General features: G+C 50.2%; 15 protein-coding genes. 6 read left to right on the forward strand and 9 right to left on the reverse strand.

Annotated elements, in window-relative coordinates; genetic code table 11:
• Positions 1-11: 11 nt before the first annotated feature.
• A complete protein-coding gene (locus tag ACZ5R2_RS15355; RefSeq protein WP_464900179.1) occupies positions 12-1,091 on the reverse strand; it encodes a 3-deoxy-7-phosphoheptulonate synthase in 1,080 nt (359 codons plus the stop codon).
• Positions 1,092-1,323: 232 nt separating this feature from the next.
• Between ACZ5R2_RS15355 and ACZ5R2_RS15360 the strand changes: the two genes are divergently transcribed.
• Together ACZ5R2_RS15360 and btsR are read left to right on the forward strand one after the other, a co-directional pair.
• Positions 1,324-3,000 carry a LytS/YhcK type 5TM receptor domain-containing protein gene (locus ACZ5R2_RS15360; protein WP_464900180.1) on the forward strand — a complete coding sequence of 559 codons (1,677 nt, stop codon included), beginning with the start codon at positions 1,324-1,326 and terminating at the stop codon, positions 2,998-3,000.
• Between the two features lie 8 nt (positions 3,001-3,008).
• On the forward strand, positions 3,009-3,725 hold the full coding sequence (btsR, locus tag ACZ5R2_RS15365; protein ID WP_464900181.1) for a two-component system response regulator BtsR: 717 nt from the start codon (positions 3,009-3,011) through the stop codon (positions 3,723-3,725).
• Here btsR and nagZ read toward each other — a convergent pair.
• Complete coding sequence (gene nagZ, locus ACZ5R2_RS15370; protein ID WP_464900182.1) at positions 3,722-4,708, reverse strand: beta-N-acetylhexosaminidase; 987 nt, start codon at positions 4,706-4,708, stop codon at positions 3,722-3,724. The two genes, btsR and nagZ, sit on opposite strands and share 4 nt — an antisense overlap.
• 99 nt (positions 4,709-4,807) lie before the next feature.
• Here nagZ and ACZ5R2_RS15375 point away from each other — a divergent pair, with 99 nt between their 5' ends.
• Complete coding sequence (locus tag ACZ5R2_RS15375; protein WP_464900183.1) at positions 4,808-5,929, forward strand: anhydro-N-acetylmuramic acid kinase; 1,122 nt, start codon at positions 4,808-4,810, stop codon at positions 5,927-5,929.
• Complete coding sequence (murQ, locus tag ACZ5R2_RS15380) at positions 5,919-6,842, forward strand: N-acetylmuramic acid 6-phosphate etherase (RefSeq protein ID WP_464900184.1); 924 nt, start codon at positions 5,919-5,921, stop codon at positions 6,840-6,842. The genes ACZ5R2_RS15375 and murQ overlap by 11 nt, the downstream gene beginning before the upstream one ends.
• An 88-nt stretch (positions 6,843-6,930) precedes the next feature.
• Here murQ and ACZ5R2_RS15385 read toward each other — a convergent pair whose 3' ends face one another.
• On the reverse strand, positions 6,931-7,269 hold the full coding sequence (locus tag ACZ5R2_RS15385; protein ID WP_464900185.1) for a DUF2799 domain-containing protein: 339 nt from the start codon (positions 7,267-7,269) through the stop codon (positions 6,931-6,933).
• Positions 7,270-7,495: 226 nt separating this feature from the next.
• On the opposite strand from ACZ5R2_RS15385, the gene ACZ5R2_RS15390 reads away from it, so the two are divergent.
• Positions 7,496-8,980, forward strand: a complete 1,485-nt coding sequence (locus ACZ5R2_RS15390) for a carbon starvation CstA family protein (RefSeq protein ID WP_464900186.1) — start codon at positions 7,496-7,498, stop codon at positions 8,978-8,980.
• Between the two features lie 123 nt (positions 8,981-9,103).
• Positions 9,104-9,583 (forward strand): arsenate reductase/protein-tyrosine-phosphatase family protein, encoded by a 480-nt coding sequence (locus tag ACZ5R2_RS15395; protein ID WP_464900187.1) that lies wholly within the window; start codon positions 9,104-9,106, stop codon positions 9,581-9,583.
• A gap of 37 nt (positions 9,584-9,620) precedes the next feature.
• Here the strand turns inward: ACZ5R2_RS15395 and ispH are convergent, their stop codons facing one another.
• The 6 genes from ispH to murJ form a co-directional block, all read right to left on the reverse strand.
• Entirely contained in the window at positions 9,621-10,571 is a 951-nt protein-coding gene (gene ispH / locus ACZ5R2_RS15400) for a 4-hydroxy-3-methylbut-2-enyl diphosphate reductase (RefSeq protein ID WP_464900188.1), read from the reverse strand.
• A 32-nt stretch (positions 10,572-10,603) separates the two neighbouring features.
• Positions 10,604-11,035, reverse strand: coding sequence for an FKBP-type peptidyl-prolyl cis-trans isomerase (fkpB, locus tag ACZ5R2_RS15405; protein ID WP_464900189.1), 432 nt, complete (start codon positions 11,033-11,035; stop codon positions 10,604-10,606).
• Positions 11,036-11,121: 86 nt separating this feature from the next.
• On the reverse strand, positions 11,122-11,628 hold the full coding sequence (lspA, locus tag ACZ5R2_RS15410) for a signal peptidase II (protein WP_464900190.1): 507 nt from the start codon (positions 11,626-11,628) through the stop codon (positions 11,122-11,124).
• Positions 11,629-11,690: 62 nt separating this feature from the next.
• Positions 11,691-14,519, reverse strand: coding sequence for an isoleucine--tRNA ligase (gene ileS / locus ACZ5R2_RS15415; protein WP_464900191.1), 2,829 nt, complete (start codon positions 14,517-14,519; stop codon positions 11,691-11,693).
• A gap of 55 nt (positions 14,520-14,574) precedes the next feature.
• A complete protein-coding gene (gene ribF / locus ACZ5R2_RS15420; RefSeq protein WP_464900192.1) occupies positions 14,575-15,519 on the reverse strand; it encodes a bifunctional riboflavin kinase/FAD synthetase in 945 nt (314 codons plus the stop codon).
• A gap of 78 nt (positions 15,520-15,597) precedes the next feature.
• Entirely contained in the window at positions 15,598-17,160 is a 1,563-nt protein-coding gene (murJ, locus tag ACZ5R2_RS15425; RefSeq protein WP_464900193.1) for a murein biosynthesis integral membrane protein MurJ, read from the reverse strand.
• Between the last annotated feature and the right edge of the window lie 8 nt (positions 17,161-17,168).

Genomic DNA, 17,168 nt, shown 5'->3' on the forward strand with positions numbered 1-17,168 from the left:
TTCCTTGTTCATTACTCGTTGTTTGGCAAGCGGTTTTCTAGGAAAGGTACCAGCTCTTTGTGTGCGTGACGTAATAGTGCCTCAGTCGAGTCCCAATTGATACATGCATCGGTGATCGAAACGCCATATTTCATTTCGCTAAATGGCAGATCAGAGGACTGATTACCCTCATCGATATGACTTTCAATCATCACGCCAATAATCGATTTATTGCCTTCACGGATCTGATGGATGACATCCTCAGCCACCAATGGCTGGCGACGATAGTCTTTACGCGAGTTTGCATGACTGCAGTCCACCATCAAGGACGCATCCAGCCCCACACCTGCCATCTCTTGCTCACACTCAGCCACCGATACCGAATCGTAGTTGGTTTGCTTGCCACCACGCAGGATAACATGGCCATTTGGGTTACCTTGAGTCGTCAGCAGCGCCACTTGCCCCTCACGGTTAATACCCATAAAGCGATGGCTTGATGAGGCCGCCTGCATAGCATTAATTGCCGTTGCTAGGCTGCCATCGGTGCCATTTTTGAAACCAATCGGCATCGATAGGCCGCTGGCCATCTCACGGTGAGTCTGTGACTCAGTGGTACGAGCACCAATCGCTGCCCAGCTGAAGGTATCTGCCAAGTATTGAGGGCTGATTGGATCAAGGGCTTCTGTGGCGAGTGGGATTTCCATCTCAGCCAACTCGACCAGCAGTTGGCGTCCAACATGCAGGCCATGCTCGATATCAAATGTACCATCAAGATGTGGGTCATTGATCAGGCCCTTCCAACCGACTGTGGTGCGCGGCTTTTCAAAGTAAACACGCATAACAAGGTAAAGCTGATCACTAAGCTGCTCTGACAGTGCTTTCAAACGCTTGGCGTAGTCTTTAGCAGCATCGATATCGTGAATTGAACAAGGGCCACACACCACCAACAGGCGATGATCCTTCTTCTGAATGATGTTGGCAATCGTCTCTCGAGACTCTTGGATAAAGCGACGCGCCTTGTCTGATAGCGGTAATTTCGCCTTTAACTCTTCTGGAGTGATCAGGACTTGCTCATCACTGATGTTAATATTACTCAATTCACTTTTTTGCATAACCATACCTGTAAACTAAAAATTACACCCACTTTCTATCCATGCAGTGTAAGAAGCGATTTCACATTAAACTATCACTCTTACTTAATATTGCAAGCGTAAATAATATAAAACAATGCGTAAATTTTTATTTACATCTATATCTAGCTCACGTTATTGGTGACATTTTCTGTTTAGCGAAGAAATAAGCATTAAGCTATGCCTGTTTTTGGGGATTCTGCGTGGAACAATTATGGGACTGATAATTTCATTATTACAGCAAATGTGCGTCTATCTGGTGCTTGCTTATATGTTGAGTAAGACGCCGATTTTTAAGCCCCTGCTGTACATGTCTACGCGCCTGTCTCACCGTGTCAGTGTTTACTTGGTCTTCTCTTCATTTTGTATTCTTGGAACCTATTTGGGACTACAGATCGATGATGCTATCGCCAACACACGCGCTATTGGCGCGGTCATGGGTGGACTGTTTGGCGGACCTGTAGTGGGTTTTCTTGTTGGTTTAACTGGCGGTTTGCACCGTTATACTCTGGGCGGATTTACCGACCTTGCCTGCGCGATATCTACCACTGCGGAGGGCTTGATTGGAGGGCTAGTCCATCTTTATTTAGTTAGAAAAAACTGGGTAGAGGAAGTATTCAATCCCCTTATCGTACTCTGTGTCACCTTGATTGCAGAGATCAGTCAAATGCTGATCATCTTGGCAGTCGCTACGCCTTTTGACAAAGCCTACGCCTTGGTTTCGGAGATTGCAGCACCGATGATCATTGCTAACTCCATAGGCGCAGCGCTATTTATCAGTATTTTGCACGATAGAAAAACCATCTTCGAAGAGTATTCAGCCATGTTCTCACGCCGGGCGCTACGCATAGCTGAGCGCTCTGTCGGCGTTATCGCCTCGGGGTTTGAGACTGACAATGCCAGTCGCATCGCCAATATCGTCTACGAAGAAACCAGTGTTGGGGCGGTCTCGATTACTGATAACCACAAGATTTTGGCCTTCGTGGGTATCGGTAATGATCATCACTTGCCAGGAACACCTATATCCTCAGCTAGCACGCTAGAAGCAATGCGAGACGATCGGATTATCTACCTCAACGGGGATGATAATCCTTACCAATGCTCAATATCACAAGGCTGTAAGCTGGGGTCAGCATTGATTATCCCGCTGAAAGCGGGTGACCGAGTCGTGGGAACCATCAAGCTCTATGAGCCGAAACGAAAGTTATTTTCCAAGGTCAATATGTCGATGGCGCAAGGAATCGCTCAGTTGCTCTCAAGCCAAATCCTCTATGGTGAGTATCAGCAAAAGCAGCACCTATTGTCCCAGGCTGAGATCAAACTGCTTCACGCCCAGATCAATCCACACTTTCTGTTTAACGCCCTCAACACCATCAGTGCGGTGATCAGGAAAGACGCCAATATGGCCCGTAGCCTAATCCAGCATCTGAGTCAGTTTTTTCGCAGCAATCTAAAGCAGAACATCGAATCTATCTCGTTACGAGAGGAGTTAGCGCACGTCAATGCTTATCTAACCATTGAGCAAGCGCGCTTTGCTGATCGGCTGTCTGTAGACATTGCGATTGATCAGCAGTGGCTGGACTATAAACTACCAAGCTTTACCCTTCAGCCTCTAGTTGAGAATGCTATCAAACACGGCACCTCAAATCTGCTCGAGTCTGGCAAAATCCGCATCTATAGCGAGACGGTTGAGCAAGGGGTTCAAATCACAGTAGAGGACAATGCTGGTAGCTATCAGCCACCAGAGCATCACCACCAAGGGCTAGGCATGCAGATAGTCGATAAGCGTCTCATTAATCAATTTGGCCCTGCGGCAAAATTAACTGTCGATGTCGATACCCATCACTACACCCGAATGCAATTTATCATCCCTTGCACCACAATCCACTGAGGAGCGTTATGTTATCAGCCCTAGTCATTGATGATGAAATCCATGCCCGCGAGGAGCTCACGGAGCTGCTTGAAGAGTCAAAACAGATCAAGGTTATTGCCGATGCCAATAACGCGATTGAAGGGTTAAAAAAGATCCACCAGCTAAAACCTGACGTGGTCTTTCTCGACATTCAGATGCCGCAGATCTCGGGTATCGAGCTGCTGGGTATGCTCGACCCCGAAACCATGCCCAAAGTTGTGTTCGTCACGGCCTACGATCAATTTGCCATTCAAGCCTTTGAGGAAAATGCCTTCGACTACCTGTTAAAACCCGTTGACCCACAGCGCTTGGCGAAAACCCTATGCCGCCTTGGCAAACAACAAGCGCCAACCAACCCAATCACTAAGCTGGCACCCGAGCAACTGGTCCACGTTCCTTGTGTCGGGCTCAATCGGATCATGATCATCCCCGCTGAAGAGGTTCAATTTGCTTGGAGCGACATCAGTGGAGTACAGGTGCAGACTCAACAACAAACTGCAACCAGTCAGTTGACACTCAAGGTCTTGGAGGAAAAGACCCCGCTGGTGCGTTGTCATCGCCAGTATTTAGTCAATATCAACTCGATCAAAGAGATCAAGCTGCTAGAGAATGGACTGGCAGAAATTATAACCACCAGCCAGCACCAAGTGCCCGTCAGCCGGCGCTACCTTAAATCACTCAAAGAGCGCCTCGGCTTCCACTAGTTTGACTGAATACGTAGTAAGGCATCCTGAGCTTGGCGCCACTCTTGAGTGCGCTTTAGCTCCGTGAGTTCAAAACTGTTTTGCTTGAGCAATCGGATTGCCTGCGGCGTTTCTATTTTCGGCAAGTGATCAATGACCGCGACTTGAGCGTTACGCTGGTTACACATCAGTAACATATCGCAGCCAGCTTCAAGGGCTTGTTGTGCGCGCTGTGCTGGCGTGCCCATCACGCTGGCCCCCTCCATGGTCAGGTCATCCGAGAAGATGATGCCATCAAAGCCGAGCTGCTCACGCAGTACTTGTTTGAGCCAAAACGCAGAGCCGCTAGCCGGCTGTGAATCGAAATGCGGATAAATGACGTGCGCGGGCATCATAGCATCCAACAAGCCTGCCTCTATCTGCGCTTTAAATATCGCCATATCACCGGCGAGAATGTCTTCACGCAGATCAACAGGCATCTCAACGTGGGAATCGGCAAGGACGCCGCCGTGGCCAGGAAAATGCTTACCTGTGGTTGCCATACCTATGTCTTTCATACCACGTATAAATGCGCTGCTATACCGTAAAATCGTGTCACTGTCCTCACCAAAAGCACGATTACCAATCGCCTTGCTCTCGTGGCCTTTGTCTAACACTGGGGCAAAGCTGAAATCAATGCCATGCGCCATCACCTCGGCCGCCATCATCCAGCCGCCAAGTTTGGCAAGCTGTTCACCATCGGGAAGTGTGGCATAGGCTTGCGCTGGCGGGATTTGAGTAAAGCCTTCACGAAAGCGCTGCACTCGCCCCCCTTCTTGATCAACCCCTATCAAGATCGGACGCTTGGCCGCCTCGCGCATAGTGCGGGTCAACTCACTCAGTTGCGCGCTGTCGTGGTAGTTGCGTGAGAAGAGAATCACCCCACCCACAGTCGGGTGTTCAATGACTTCGCGATCTTCTGCTGTCAGCTCATAGCCATCCACGTCGATCCACAATGGTCCCATTTTTTATCTCCCAGTCGGCAATTTTTCTCTGCTCAGTGAGACTATTCAGTTTAGGAATGCTTTACAATGGGTTTTTGCTTTCAGGTGGGGAAACCTAGCATGCGTGAACTCTATATCGGTCTGATGTCCGGTACCAGCCTTGACGGTATCGATGCCGCGGTAGTTGCGATTGATGATACTAGCATTGAGCTTTTGGCAAGCCACGAACATCCGATCCCGAACTCTATTCGCCAGCAAGTTCTCACCATGTGTATCGGACAGCCAACCTCACTGCCCGCCGTCGGTTTACTCGACCACCAACTTGGCCACTTGTATGCCGATGCCGTCAACGCTTTGCTCACGCGCAGCGGGCTGCACGCTGAACAGATCACGGCGATCGGCAACCATGGGCAAACCGTCTACCATCAGCCTAGCGGCGAATACCCGTTCACTATGCAACTTGGTGATGCCAACCTGATTGCCGCTATCACGGGGATCGATACCATCGCTGACTTTCGCCGCCTCGATATGGCACTCGGTGGTCAGGGCGCGCCTCTGGTGCCTGCCTTTCATCAGTTTCTATTTGGCCAACAAGACTCGACCAACATCGTGCTCAATATCGGCGGCATAGCTAATCTCTCGGTCTTACCCGCCAAGGGAGAGGTGATTGGCTTTGATACTGGGCCAGGTAATATGCTTATGGATGCCTGGTGCGAAAAGCATATAGGAGCCCCTTTTGACCAAGATGCCGCATTGGCGATGCAAGGTAGCCTCATCCCGCGCTTGCTGCGCCAGTTACTGTCGGACCCATACCTGAGCATGCCTGCGCCAAAAAGCACCGGTCGTGAGCATTACAACCTGGCTTGGCTCGAGGCGCAGCTTGAGTCTGGTGATAGCGCTGCCGATGTGCAGCGGACCTTGTGTGAATTTACCGCTCAATCAATAGCCCTACATGTCATTCCCTACCAGCAAGGCCTACAATGCAGGCTATCTTTATGTGGCGGTGGCGCGCACAATCCGTTATTAGTCGAGCGACTAAAGGCACTTCTTCCAGATTGGCAGCTCAAACTAACCTCTGATTTAGGTGTGGACGCCGACTTTATGGAGGCAATGGCCTTTGCTTGGCTAGCGCGGCAAAAAGTGCATAATCTTCCCAGTAATCTACCCGCGGTTACCGGCGCTCGATGCCCGGCCTCGCTCGGGGTGATCTATCCCGCTATTAAGGATTGTTATGAGTCATAATCCCCTACTTAGTACCCTCGCTAACTTAGTCTCTGAGGGACGCAACCCCGATACTATGGACCTTGATACATTAAGCAGTCTTGAGCTGGTCAAAGCAATCAATCATCAAGATAAGTTGGTCCCCATTGCGGTAGAGCAACAATTGCCACAGATCGCGCAAGCCGTGGATGTGATCAGCAGTGCCTTTCAATCTGGTGGCCGATTGATGTACGTTGGTGCCGGCACGAGTGGACGTCTAGGGATCCTCGATGCCTCAGAGTGCCCGCCTACTTTTGGCGTGGATGAATCCATGGTGGTTGGATTGATTGCCGGTGGCCATGAGGCCATTTTTCGCGCTCAAGAAGGGGCTGAAGATTCAGCTCAATTAGGTCAACAGGATCTCATTGATAACCAGCTCAGCTCTGCCGATGTGGTTGTCGGTATCGCAGCCAGCGGTCGTACCCCATATGTTATTGGGGCCTTAGAGTACGCAAACCAGATGGGTGCTGCCACCGTTGCGTTATCCTGCAACCCTACCTCACCGATAGCCAGCTGCGCTGATATTGCCATTTCACCGGTGGTCGGCCCCGAGGCTCTGACAGGTTCAACCAGAATGAAGTCTGGCACCGCACAAAAACTGGTTCTGAATATGCTGACCACCGCGAGCATGGTCAAGATAGGCAAGAGTTATCAGAATCTCATGGTGGATGTTAAGGCCACCAATAAAAAGCTCGAAGCACGAGCGGTGCGCATTGTTATGCAAGCAGCGGAGTGTTCTGAGAGCGATGCGGTTGCCGCGCTTGAGGTGAGTCAATATGAAGTCAAACTGGCTATCTTAATCCAACTAACCAGTATGGGCGTTGACGAGGCTAGGCAACGCCTAAGCGAGTGTAAAGGTTTTTTGCGCCCTGCGATCACCCCCACCGATGACTAACTTAATCAGTATCCAAGTAATCTCGTGATACTAAATCAGCGAGATTTGCTTGGATATAAAACTGGGCGCTCATACCGCACCCTGCCCCTTAGTCTTGGTCTGCCCAACCTCGCTTCCATTCAAGCAGAAATTTTTGGCTATCTTCTCGGCCTTCACACACGCCGTGGTAATAGACACCCGAAAATCCAATCATATAAGCCATCTGAGGGTTACAAAACTCTTCGTTACCCTCAGAGTAGCCACGCTCGTAGTCGGCGCGATTTGCCTCGCTACCCAACTCATCTGCGTGTCTTACCAAACGCGAGACTTGGCCTCGCACCGCTTCTTCATAGCCGGCTTGATACCAATTAATCTTTGTATTTAGACCACCAGTGCCTCCACTGCAGCCTACGAGCAAGACTGCCAAACCTAGTCCTAGCCGTTTCATCGAATTTACTGCTCCTTGTCTAGCGAGTGTTGTCTTTTTCACACTGCAGCCAAACCTATCACTCCGCTGTGGCAAAAACCACTCAATTAGACGAATTACCGCTTAATTTGAGCTATTACCACTAAAAAGGTCATGCAACCACTAAGGCAAGCGGTGGGCGAAACCTCAGGTAAGAAACCTTACTATAGATTGCATAATTCAATAACCTCAAGAAAGGATATAAACTATGATGTGGTTTCTGACCTGTGTCGCTCTACTCATTGGTGGCTATTTCTTCTATGGTGCCTTTATCGAAAAGATCTTTGGCATCAACCCTGCTCGTCAAACCCCTGCTCACACCAACGCTGATGGCGTCGACTACGTGCCGATGTCAACCGGAAAGGTTTACCTGGTTCAACTGCTCAATATCGCCGGTGTTGGCCCAATCTTTGGCCCAATCATGGGGGCTCTCTACGGCCCTGCAGCCATGCTTTGGATTGTGTTGGGCTGTATCTTTGCCGGTGCGGTACACGACTACTTCTCAGGCATGCTTTCAGTCCGTAATGGCGGTGCATCGGTCCCTACTATAACCGGTCGTTACCTAGGCAATAGCGCCAAACACTTTATGAACATTTTTGCTATTGTCCTGTTGCTCCTAGTTGGAGTGGTATTCGTTTCCGCCCCTGCTGGTATGCTGACCAATTTGATCAATGAACAAACTAGTCTCAGTGTCTCTATGGGTACCATGGTGATGATCATCTTTGGTTACTACATCATCGCAACCATTGTGCCTGTAGACAAAATCATTGGTCGTTTCTACCCACTGTTCGGTGCGCTATTGATCTTTATGTCGGTCGGTCTTATCAGTGCTATCGCGTTCTCTAGTGAACACAGTGTGATGGGTGGTTTTGAGGTGAGCGATATGTTCACCAACATGAATCCAAACGATCTACCGCTGTGGCCTGCACTCTTCATCACCATCGCTTGTGGTGCGATCTCAGGTTTCCATGCTACTCAGTCACCACTGATGGCGCGCTGTATGGAGAATGAGAAAAATGGTCGCTTTGTCTTCTATGGAGCCATGATTGGCGAAGGCATTATCGCCCTGATCTGGTGTGCTATCGCTCTGTCATTCTTCGGCTCAATGGAGCTGCTTAATGAAGCCGTAGCAAGTGGCGGCCCAGGTAACGTGGTCTATGGAGCATCATTCGGACTGTTGGGTGTTGTAGGCGGTATCATTGCTTTCCTTGGCGTGGTTATCCTACCTATCACTTCTGGTGATACTGCATTCCGCTCAAGCCGCTTGATCCTTGCCGAGTACTTCAATCTTGAGCAGCGCTCGATGCGCAACCGCCTAATGATGGCAATCCCACTGTTCGTTATTGGCGCAATTCTTACTCAAGTCGACTTTGGTGTTATCTGGCGTTACTTCGGCTTTGCCAACCAAACCACCGCAGTGATGATGCTGTGGACAGCCTCGGCTTATTTACTGCGTCATAATAAACTGCACTGGGTCACTACGGTACCTGCAATGTTTATGACCACTGTGGTTGTGACCTTTATCCTTAACAACAGCACGTTAGGCTTCGGTCTACCAATGGTGGTATCAAGCATTGCTGGCTGTCTGTTCACCCTTACGGTGACTTACACAGTAATCACGCGCTCTAAGGGCAAAGGCGAGGATGATCTTGCGGATGATAAGCAGGCTAAACCTGTGACCAAAACCGCCTAAATTCAGGTAAGTTGGTGTAAAGGCTCCCAGTGGGAGCCTTTTTGCTATCAGAGACACGCAACTCACATCAGCTACAGCTAAACTTAGGGTAGATTTCACATCCATCACCATGGAGGGGAAGCTATGTATAAAGTGCTGTTTGTCTGCAAACACAATGCGGGGCGCAGCGTGATCGCTGAATCAGTGAGTATCAAACACCTGCCACAACACCGCTTTGAGGTCGCCAGTGGCGGGTCGCACCCGACCGGCAAAATCAATCCTATGGTCAAGGCCTATTTACAGGATCACGATCTCCCCATCCCACACAACTATGCCCACTCTTGGGACGAGCGATCAGAGTTTGCGCCTGATATTGTCGTCGTCTTATGCGATAGCCTGCACAATGAACCGGCACCGGTATGGTTAGCCGATGGCCTAAGGATCAACTGGCAGGTTGACGCCTTTCCCTCAGGCTATGAGGCGAATAAGGGCAGTCTCTACCAACATGCACACAAGGTCCATCAATCGCTCGAGCGACGGATTTTGAGAATGGATGACCTACTTAGGGATGGGATGCCCAGTGCCTTAGTCAGTGAGCGCATGCTGGAGTTAAGCGAGATGTAACAAGCATAAAAGTGGGCAGCGAATGCTGCCCTTGGAATTAGTCGACTTGTTTCACTTGCAGCTCGCGCGGCACCTCGAAGAACATGTTTTCTTCGCGGCCTTGGATCTCTTCGACCTTATCAGCGCCAAGCTCTTGAATGCGGTTGAGGATCTTATTAACCAACTCTTCTGGTGCAGAGGCACCCGCCGTCACGCCAATCTTATGCTTGTCCTTGAACCACTCTTCCTGTACGTCCTCTGGACAATCGGTCAGATAGCTCTCTGTGCCAAGCTTCTCAGCGAGCTCTTTGAGACGCGTTGAGTTTGAGGAATTTTTCGAGCCGACCACCACCAGCAGATCAACCTTCGCAGCGATGTCTCGTACCGCGTCTTGACGATTTTGGGTCGCATAACAGATATCGTCTTTGCGTGGTCCTTGGATCTCTGGGAAGACTCGACGCAGAGCTTCAATCACATCGGCTGTCTCATCAACCGAGAGAGTCGTTTGGCTAACATAGTGCAGGTTCGACGCGTCCTTAACAACACCAACCAAACGCTCCACATCATGGGGTTTTTCGACCAAATACATCCCGCCCGTCTCGCTGTAATACTGGCCCATAGTGCCTTCAACCTCTGGGTGACCAGCGTGACCAATCAGTACTACTTCCATATTCTTGCGGCTAGCACGAGCCACCTCCATATGAACCTTAGTCACCAAGGGGCAGGTGGCATCAAACACGGTCAATGCGCGTGACTTTGCCTCTTTGCGCACCGCTTGTGATACACCGTGAGCCGAGAAGATCACGATATTGTCGTCTGGCACTTCATCCAACTCTTCAACGAAAATAGCGCCACGTTGCTTGAGACCTTCAACCACAAAACGGTTATGCACCACCTCGTGGCGGACATAGATAGGGGGCTGATACATTTCTAGGGCGCGCTCGACGATGCTAATCGCACGATCAACACCGGCACAAAAGCCACGTGGGTTGGCTAATAGGATTTTCATGTTATTGCTCACGGAGGTTCTCTTACTAACGCTTATTCTACTGACAAAATTTCCACTTCAAAAGTCACATCTTGTCCCGCCAGAGGATGATTAAAATCGACCGTCACTGAGTCCCCTGCAATTTCAGTGATAATGCCCGGTATCTCTACCCCATCGGCACCAGAAAAGGCCATGATACTACCAACCTCAATATCCACATCGCCGACAAATTTATCGCGATCCATATGATGGATATTGTCTGGATTTGGCATACCAAAAGCATCCTCAGCGATGAGCGAGATGCTTTTCTGTTCACCGGGGCTAAGCCCTAGCAAGCAACGCTCAAAGTTCTCACTTAAACTACCATCGCCAATGATGCATTTAGCAGGCTTACCCATACTGTGGGTACTATCAGCGACCGAGCCATCGGCCATCTTGATAGTAAAGTGCAGAGTGACTGCTGAGTCTTTCTTTATGATTGTCACGGGACTACTTCCTTGTCAGTTCTGGTTATATAAAAAAGCGCCGACCGAATCAACGGACAGCGCTTGTGGTTATTGCATTTGTATAATCAGCTCGCGCTCTTATTATTACGAAAACTGTCCAAAATGATCATCGCAGCACCAATACAAATGGTTGAATCAGCGAGATTAAACGCGGGCCAGTGGTAACTGCCGACATAAAAGTCCAGATAGTCGACCACAAAGCCATACACAATCCGATCGAAGACATTGCCAATCGCGCCACCAATGATCAGCGCATAAGCGATATTGTTCCATTTTTCTTTCGCCGGTAGCTTGCTCATCCAATAGCCGAGCGTTGCAGTCACAGCAATCGCTATCGCGGTAAAAAACCAGCGTTGCCAGCCCGATTGATCACTCAAGAAGCTAAACGCCGCACCATGATTGTGAACATACAACAGATTAAAAAATGGCAGAACTTCAATGCGGTTCGACCAGCCATAACCCATGTTCTCCATGACAACAAACTTGATGGCAATATCTGCCACAAAGATCACTGCAGCTAGCCAAAGCCAGCGGACACCTGAATTCTTCAACGTTAGCGTTTGTTCACTCATTATTCTTCCTAAAAACAACCCCAGTAAAAACTGGGGTTGTTACTCCGTTTAGTCCTAGCCGATTAAGCGAACTTACGAGCTTCGCCTTCACCATCAACGTTCGATACACAGCGGCCACAGATCTTCTCGTGACCCTCGATAGTACCTACGTCTGGTGTGTGGTGCCAACAACGGTCACACTTCTCGTTTTCCGTCGCTTTCACTTCAACAAACAGACCTTCAATGTCCGTCTCTTGGGCCGCTTCAGTCTTCTCGCTCAACGGCTTCACTGTCGCAGCAGAAGTCAGAAGTACAAAGCGTAGCTCGTCTTCAAGCTTGTTGATCTTCGCCGCAAGCGCATCATCAGCAAACAGTGTCACTTCCGCTTGTAGCGCACCACCAATGGTTTTCTCGCTGCGCGCCGCTTCAAGCAGCTTGTTCACTGCGCCACGAACTGCTTGCACCTCAGACCAGAACTCGTTGCTTAGCTCTTCACCTTCCGCTAGGCCAAATAGCCCCTCAAACCACTCGCCGGTAAACACGAAGGTATCGCGCTCGCCTGGCATCTGGTTCCAGATCTCATCCGCGGTGAACGACATGATTGGCGCCATCCAGCGCACTAGCGCTTCAACGATGTAGTACAGTGCGGTTTGACAGCTGCGCTGAGCGTGGCCGCCTTTCTTCGCTGTGTACTGACGGTCTTTGATCACGTCTAGGTAGAACGAACCCATTTCAATCGAGCAGAACTGCATCAGGCGCTGAGTTACTGCGTGAGTGTTGTACTCGCCGTAAGCTTTTACAATCTCTTCTTGAGCAGCAAGCGCGCGGCCTACAGCCCAACGATCCAGTGCCACCATCTCTTGTGCAGGAACGATGTCTGTCTCTGGGTTAAAGCCATTTAAGTTCGCTAGGAAGAAGCGCGCCGTGTTACGGATACGACGGTAGGCATCGGCCGAGCGTTTTAGGATCTCATCCGATACCGCAACTTCGCCAGTGTAGTCAGTTGACGCCACCCATAGGCGCAGAATGTCGGCACCTAGCTTGTTAGTCACATCTTTTGGCGCCACAACGTTACCGATTGATTTCGACATCTTGCGGCCTTGGCCATCAACAACGAAACCGTGAGTTAGCACTTGCTTGTATGGCGCTTCATCTTTCATCGCAATCGATGAGATCAGAGAAGACTGGAACCAGCCACGGTGTTGGTCAGAACCTTCTAGGTACAGATCCGCTGCATTGCCGCTGTACTCTTCGCGTGAGTCAACCACAGAGAAGTGCGTCACACCTGAGTCAAACCATACGTCTAGCGTATCAAGGACTTTCTCGTAGTTGCCTGCGTCTGCGCCAAGAAGCTCAGCTGCATCCACATCCCACCAGGCTTGAATGCCCTTCTCTTCCACCAGCTTGGCGACTTTTTCAATCAGCTCAAGCGTATCTGGATGAAGCTCAGCGGTCTCTTTGTGGACAAACAGAGCAATAGGCACACCCCAAGTACGCTGACGCGAGATACACCACTCAGGGCGACCTTCAATCATGCCCTCAATGCGGCTCTCGCCCCACTCCGGCATCCACTCAACGTTCTTGATTGACTCAAGCGCTTTCGCACGCAGACCCGCTTGATCCATCGATACAAACCACTGTGGCGTTGCACGGAAGATGATTGGCGTCTTGTGGCGCCAGCAGTGCGGGTAGCTGTGCTCGTACGCGTGGTGGTGCAGTAGTGCACCGCGCTCTTTAAGTACTTCAACAACCGCATCGTTGGCTTTGAATACATGTTGACCGGCAAATAGCTCAGTATCTGGCAGGTAAACACCGTTTGAACCTACAGGGTTCGCCACCTCTAGACCGTACTTCTGGCCGACTGCGAAGTCTTCTTGACCGTGGCCAGGTGCCGTATGAACCACACCAGTACCTGAGTCTGTCGTCACGTGATCACCAAGGATCGCAGGGACGGTGAAATCGCAGAATGGGTGGTTGAACTGAGACAGCTCAAGATCTGCACCCTTAGCAAAACCAAGGTTGTGGAAGTGCTCGATACCGGCGCGATCCATCACATCCTTCGCTAGCTCTGAAGCCACGATGATACGCTCAGGGTTGTCGCCCTCAGTTTGGATCAGCACGTACTCAAGATCGTCACGCAGACACACCGCACGGTTCGCAGGTAGCGTCCATGGCGTGGTGGTCCAGATGATGATCGAGATATCGCCTTGACCTTGGTGATCGCCAGCTAGAGCAAATTTAGACAGCACAGCCGCTTCATCTGCCGCTTTAAAGCGCACGTCGATAGACGGTGATACCTTGTCTTTGTACTCTACTTCCGCTTCAGCAAGTGCCGAGCCACAGTCAGTACACCAGTGAACAGGTTTAAAGCCTTTTAGCAGGTGGCCATTTGAGGCAATCTTGCCTAGCGCACGGATGATGTTCGCTTCGGTATCGAAGTCCATTGTGCGGTATGGCTTGTCCCACTCACCCATGATACCCAGGCGCTTAAAGCTCTCTTTTTGACCCTCAACCTGGCCTGCCGCGTACTTGCGACACTCTTCACGGAACTCAGCCGCAGAGATCTTTTGACCTGGCTTGCCTTTCTTCTTTTCTACCATTAGTTCAATTGGTAGACCGTGACAGTCCCAACCAGGAATGTACGGCGCATCAAAACCAGAAAGTGTTTTGGATTTAATAATAATGTCTTTAAGAATCTTGTTTAGCGCGTGACCAATATGGATGTCACCATTCGCGTATGGAGGACCATCGTGTAGAACGAAAGATTTCTTGCCTTTCTTCGCTTTACGGATCTCGCCGTAAAGGTCTTCTTTGTACCAACGCTTCAGCATCTCTGGCTCACGATTGGCCAGATTACCGCGCATTGGAAACCCTGTTTCAGGTAAGTTCAGGGTATCTTTATAATCACTCATCGATTCTTGATTCCGTTGTGTTGGGTGACAGTTAGACATTATGCCAAGCAGCGAACTAAACCACTTGGTCTTCAAGCTGACGCAGCCACACCCTTGCTGCCTCAGCATCCAATTCAATTTGTTGTTTGAGAAGGGCAAAAGACGCAAACTTTTGCTCATCTCTAAGCTTATGCAGAAGCGACACCTCAAGCTGTTTTCCATACAGATTGGCATGGAAATCAAACAAGTGCACTTCTAATTGTTGGCGCACACCATTCACAGTCGGGCGTTGGCCTATGTTGGCAACACCGCCGATAGGTGTGTCTGCTATCCCATGGACCTCAACCACAAACACTCCAGAGACTGGCGATACGCAGCGCTTGAGTGGAATATTCGCGGTAGGAAACCCTATGGTTCGTCCTAGCTTTCGCCCGTGGGCAACGCGACCGCTGATGCTGTAATCTCGACCCAGCATCTGCTTTGCCGCAGCGAGGTGGTTGCTCGCCAGTGCTTCACGAATAGCGGTACTACTTACGCGCTGCTCCTGAAGACAAAAACTTTGTGTGCTCACCACCTCAAATCCATACTCTTGTCCGGCCTGCTGGAGCATGGCAAAGTTGCCCTCTCGTCCCTTGCCAAAACAAAAGTCATCACCAACGACTAGGAACTTTACCCCCAATCGTTTGATCAGCAGTTGTTGGATAAACTCATCTGCCGACAGGCTGGCAAAGTGGCGGTTAAAGTTGACGCACAGCAGCCGATCAATATCCAACTTACTCAGTTGAACAAACTTATCACGCAATCGAGTCAGACGCGCTGGCGCTTTATCGCGCGCAAACAGCTCCAAAGGTTGTGGCTCAAAGGTCATTACCGTTGATGGCAACCCCAGCAATTTTGCTTGCTGTGTCACTTGCTCGAGCACTTTTTGGTGCCCAAGATGTACGCCATCAAAGTTTCCTATCGTCAACACACTGCCGTGATGTTGCGGGGAAAGGTTATGAATACCACGAATTAATTCCATTGGAATCTACTATGACCTGTTAATCGCATTACGTGAAACTGCCGGATTATATACTAAACACCGCCGACCTGTCTTGTATCATTCAGTGATTGCCTTTAAATGATGCAAACGAACACCGAGTAAGCCCAATGAGACGAGGTAACTCACCGCTCCCATGGCAATGAGCAGACCCAATGAGAGCACTCGATGAGCCAACGACCACTCAAGCCACACCGTCATCTCTTCTAAGCGCCAGAGCAGCAATGCCACCATCACTGTACCGGCAATGACTAACTTAGCAGCGAAGATTAGCGTCAGCTCGGTCAATTGGTAGACCTTATCGCGATGCAGCCCCCAGTAGAGCAAGGTCATATTGACCAAGGCAGAGAGGGCTGTGGCGATCGCAAGGCCTACGTAGCCAAAGAACCAAGCAAAGATGGCATTAAACACCATGTTCGATGCCATGGCGATGATGCCAAACTTAACCGGCGTTTTGGTATCTTGGCGCGAATAGTAGCCCGGCGCTAATACCTTAATCAGCATAAAGTTGAGCAGACCCGCCGCATAAGCGGTCAAAGACAGTGACGCCTGATGGACATCCTGTGGGCCGAATTCACCGCGCATAAACAGCACCATCAGCATAGGCTTAGCCAGTACGATCAAACCGAGCATGGCAGGGATACCGAGCAGCAGTACCATTCTCACCCCCCAGTCCATGGTGTGAGCGAAACCCTCACCCTGCGCATCCACATGCTTGCGTGATAGTGCGGGCAAGATAACTGTTGCAATGGCAATACCAAACAGGCCTAAGGGAAACTCAAGCAGGCGATCAGAATAGTACAGCCAGCTTATCGAGCCAGTCTGAAGGAAACTGGCAATAAAGGTATCAAACAGCAAGTTGATCTGGCTGACCGAGACACCAAATAAAGCGGGGATCATCAGCGTACGGATCTTAACCACACCAGGATCGTGCCACCCCCACTGAGGCTTGACCATCACACCCGCCTTGATCAAAAAGGGGAGTTGAAACAGAAACTGAGCCAGACCACCTAAGAAGACCCCAATGGCTAGGCCAACCTCTGGCTGGGCAAGTTGCGGCGCAATCAACCAGGCACTAAGGATAATCATCACATTCAGGAAGACTGGTGTGAATGAGGAGACGGCAAATTTACCTAAAGTATTGAGGATTGCCCCTGACAAAGCGACAAAGGTGATAAACCACAGGTAAGGAAAGGTGATCTTCAACATGAAGCTCGCCAGTTCAAACTTACCCGCCGACGGACCATCATTCACCCAATCAAGAAACCAACCAAAGCCAAACAGCGCCGTGACCAGCCCAGAACCCAGTACGCCTAACAGGGTAACAATAGAGACAATCACGCCCAGCGTGCCTGCCGCACGGGCAATCAATTGGCGGGTTTTGTCCATATCACCACTGGCGTGATATTCGGTTAATACCGGAACGAAGGCTTGTGAAAAGGCGCCCTCGGCAAATAAACGTCGTAGAAAGTTGGGGATTTTGTTGGCGAAGAAGAACACATCCGCACTGGCTCCGGCGCCCATCAAGTTGGCCACTACGACATCGCGGACCAGACCCAAAACACGCGATATCAACGTCATGGCACTGACAATCATGCCTGACTTGAGAAGACGTTTACTCACTTTTACCT

This window comes from Vibrio sabulosilitoris, from assembly GCF_055391395.1.

What these genes read in the sequence shown, in the direction of transcription:
- ACZ5R2_RS15355 (WP_464900179.1), bottom strand. Translation starts at nt 1,091, where the DNA reads ATGCAAAAAAGTGAATTGAGTAATATTAACATCAGTGATGAGCAAGTC.
- ACZ5R2_RS15360 (WP_464900180.1), top strand. Translation starts at nt 1,324, where the DNA reads ATGGGACTGATAATTTCATTATTACAGCAAATGTGCGTCTATCTGGTG.
- btsR (WP_464900181.1), top strand. Translation starts at nt 3,009, where the DNA reads ATGTTATCAGCCCTAGTCATTGATGATGAAATCCATGCCCGCGAGGAG.
- nagZ (WP_464900182.1), bottom strand. Translation starts at nt 4,708, where the DNA reads ATGGGACCATTGTGGATCGACGTGGATGGCTATGAGCTGACAGCAGAA.
- ACZ5R2_RS15375 (WP_464900183.1), top strand. Translation starts at nt 4,808, where the DNA reads ATGCGTGAACTCTATATCGGTCTGATGTCCGGTACCAGCCTTGACGGT.
- murQ (WP_464900184.1), top strand. Translation starts at nt 5,919, where the DNA reads ATGAGTCATAATCCCCTACTTAGTACCCTCGCTAACTTAGTCTCTGAG.
- ACZ5R2_RS15385 (WP_464900185.1), bottom strand. Translation starts at nt 7,269, where the DNA reads ATGAAACGGCTAGGACTAGGTTTGGCAGTCTTGCTCGTAGGCTGCAGT.
- ACZ5R2_RS15390 (WP_464900186.1), top strand. Translation starts at nt 7,496, where the DNA reads ATGATGTGGTTTCTGACCTGTGTCGCTCTACTCATTGGTGGCTATTTC.
- ACZ5R2_RS15395 (WP_464900187.1), top strand. Translation starts at nt 9,104, where the DNA reads ATGTATAAAGTGCTGTTTGTCTGCAAACACAATGCGGGGCGCAGCGTG.
- ispH (WP_464900188.1), bottom strand. Translation starts at nt 10,571, where the DNA reads ATGAAAATCCTATTAGCCAACCCACGTGGCTTTTGTGCCGGTGTTGAT.
- lspA (WP_464900190.1), bottom strand. Translation starts at nt 11,628, where the DNA reads ATGAGTGAACAAACGCTAACGTTGAAGAATTCAGGTGTCCGCTGGCTT.
- ileS (WP_464900191.1), bottom strand. Translation starts at nt 14,519, where the DNA reads ATGAGTGATTATAAAGATACCCTGAACTTACCTGAAACAGGGTTTCCA.
- ribF (WP_464900192.1), bottom strand. Translation starts at nt 15,519, where the DNA reads ATGGAATTAATTCGTGGTATTCATAACCTTTCCCCGCAACATCACGGC.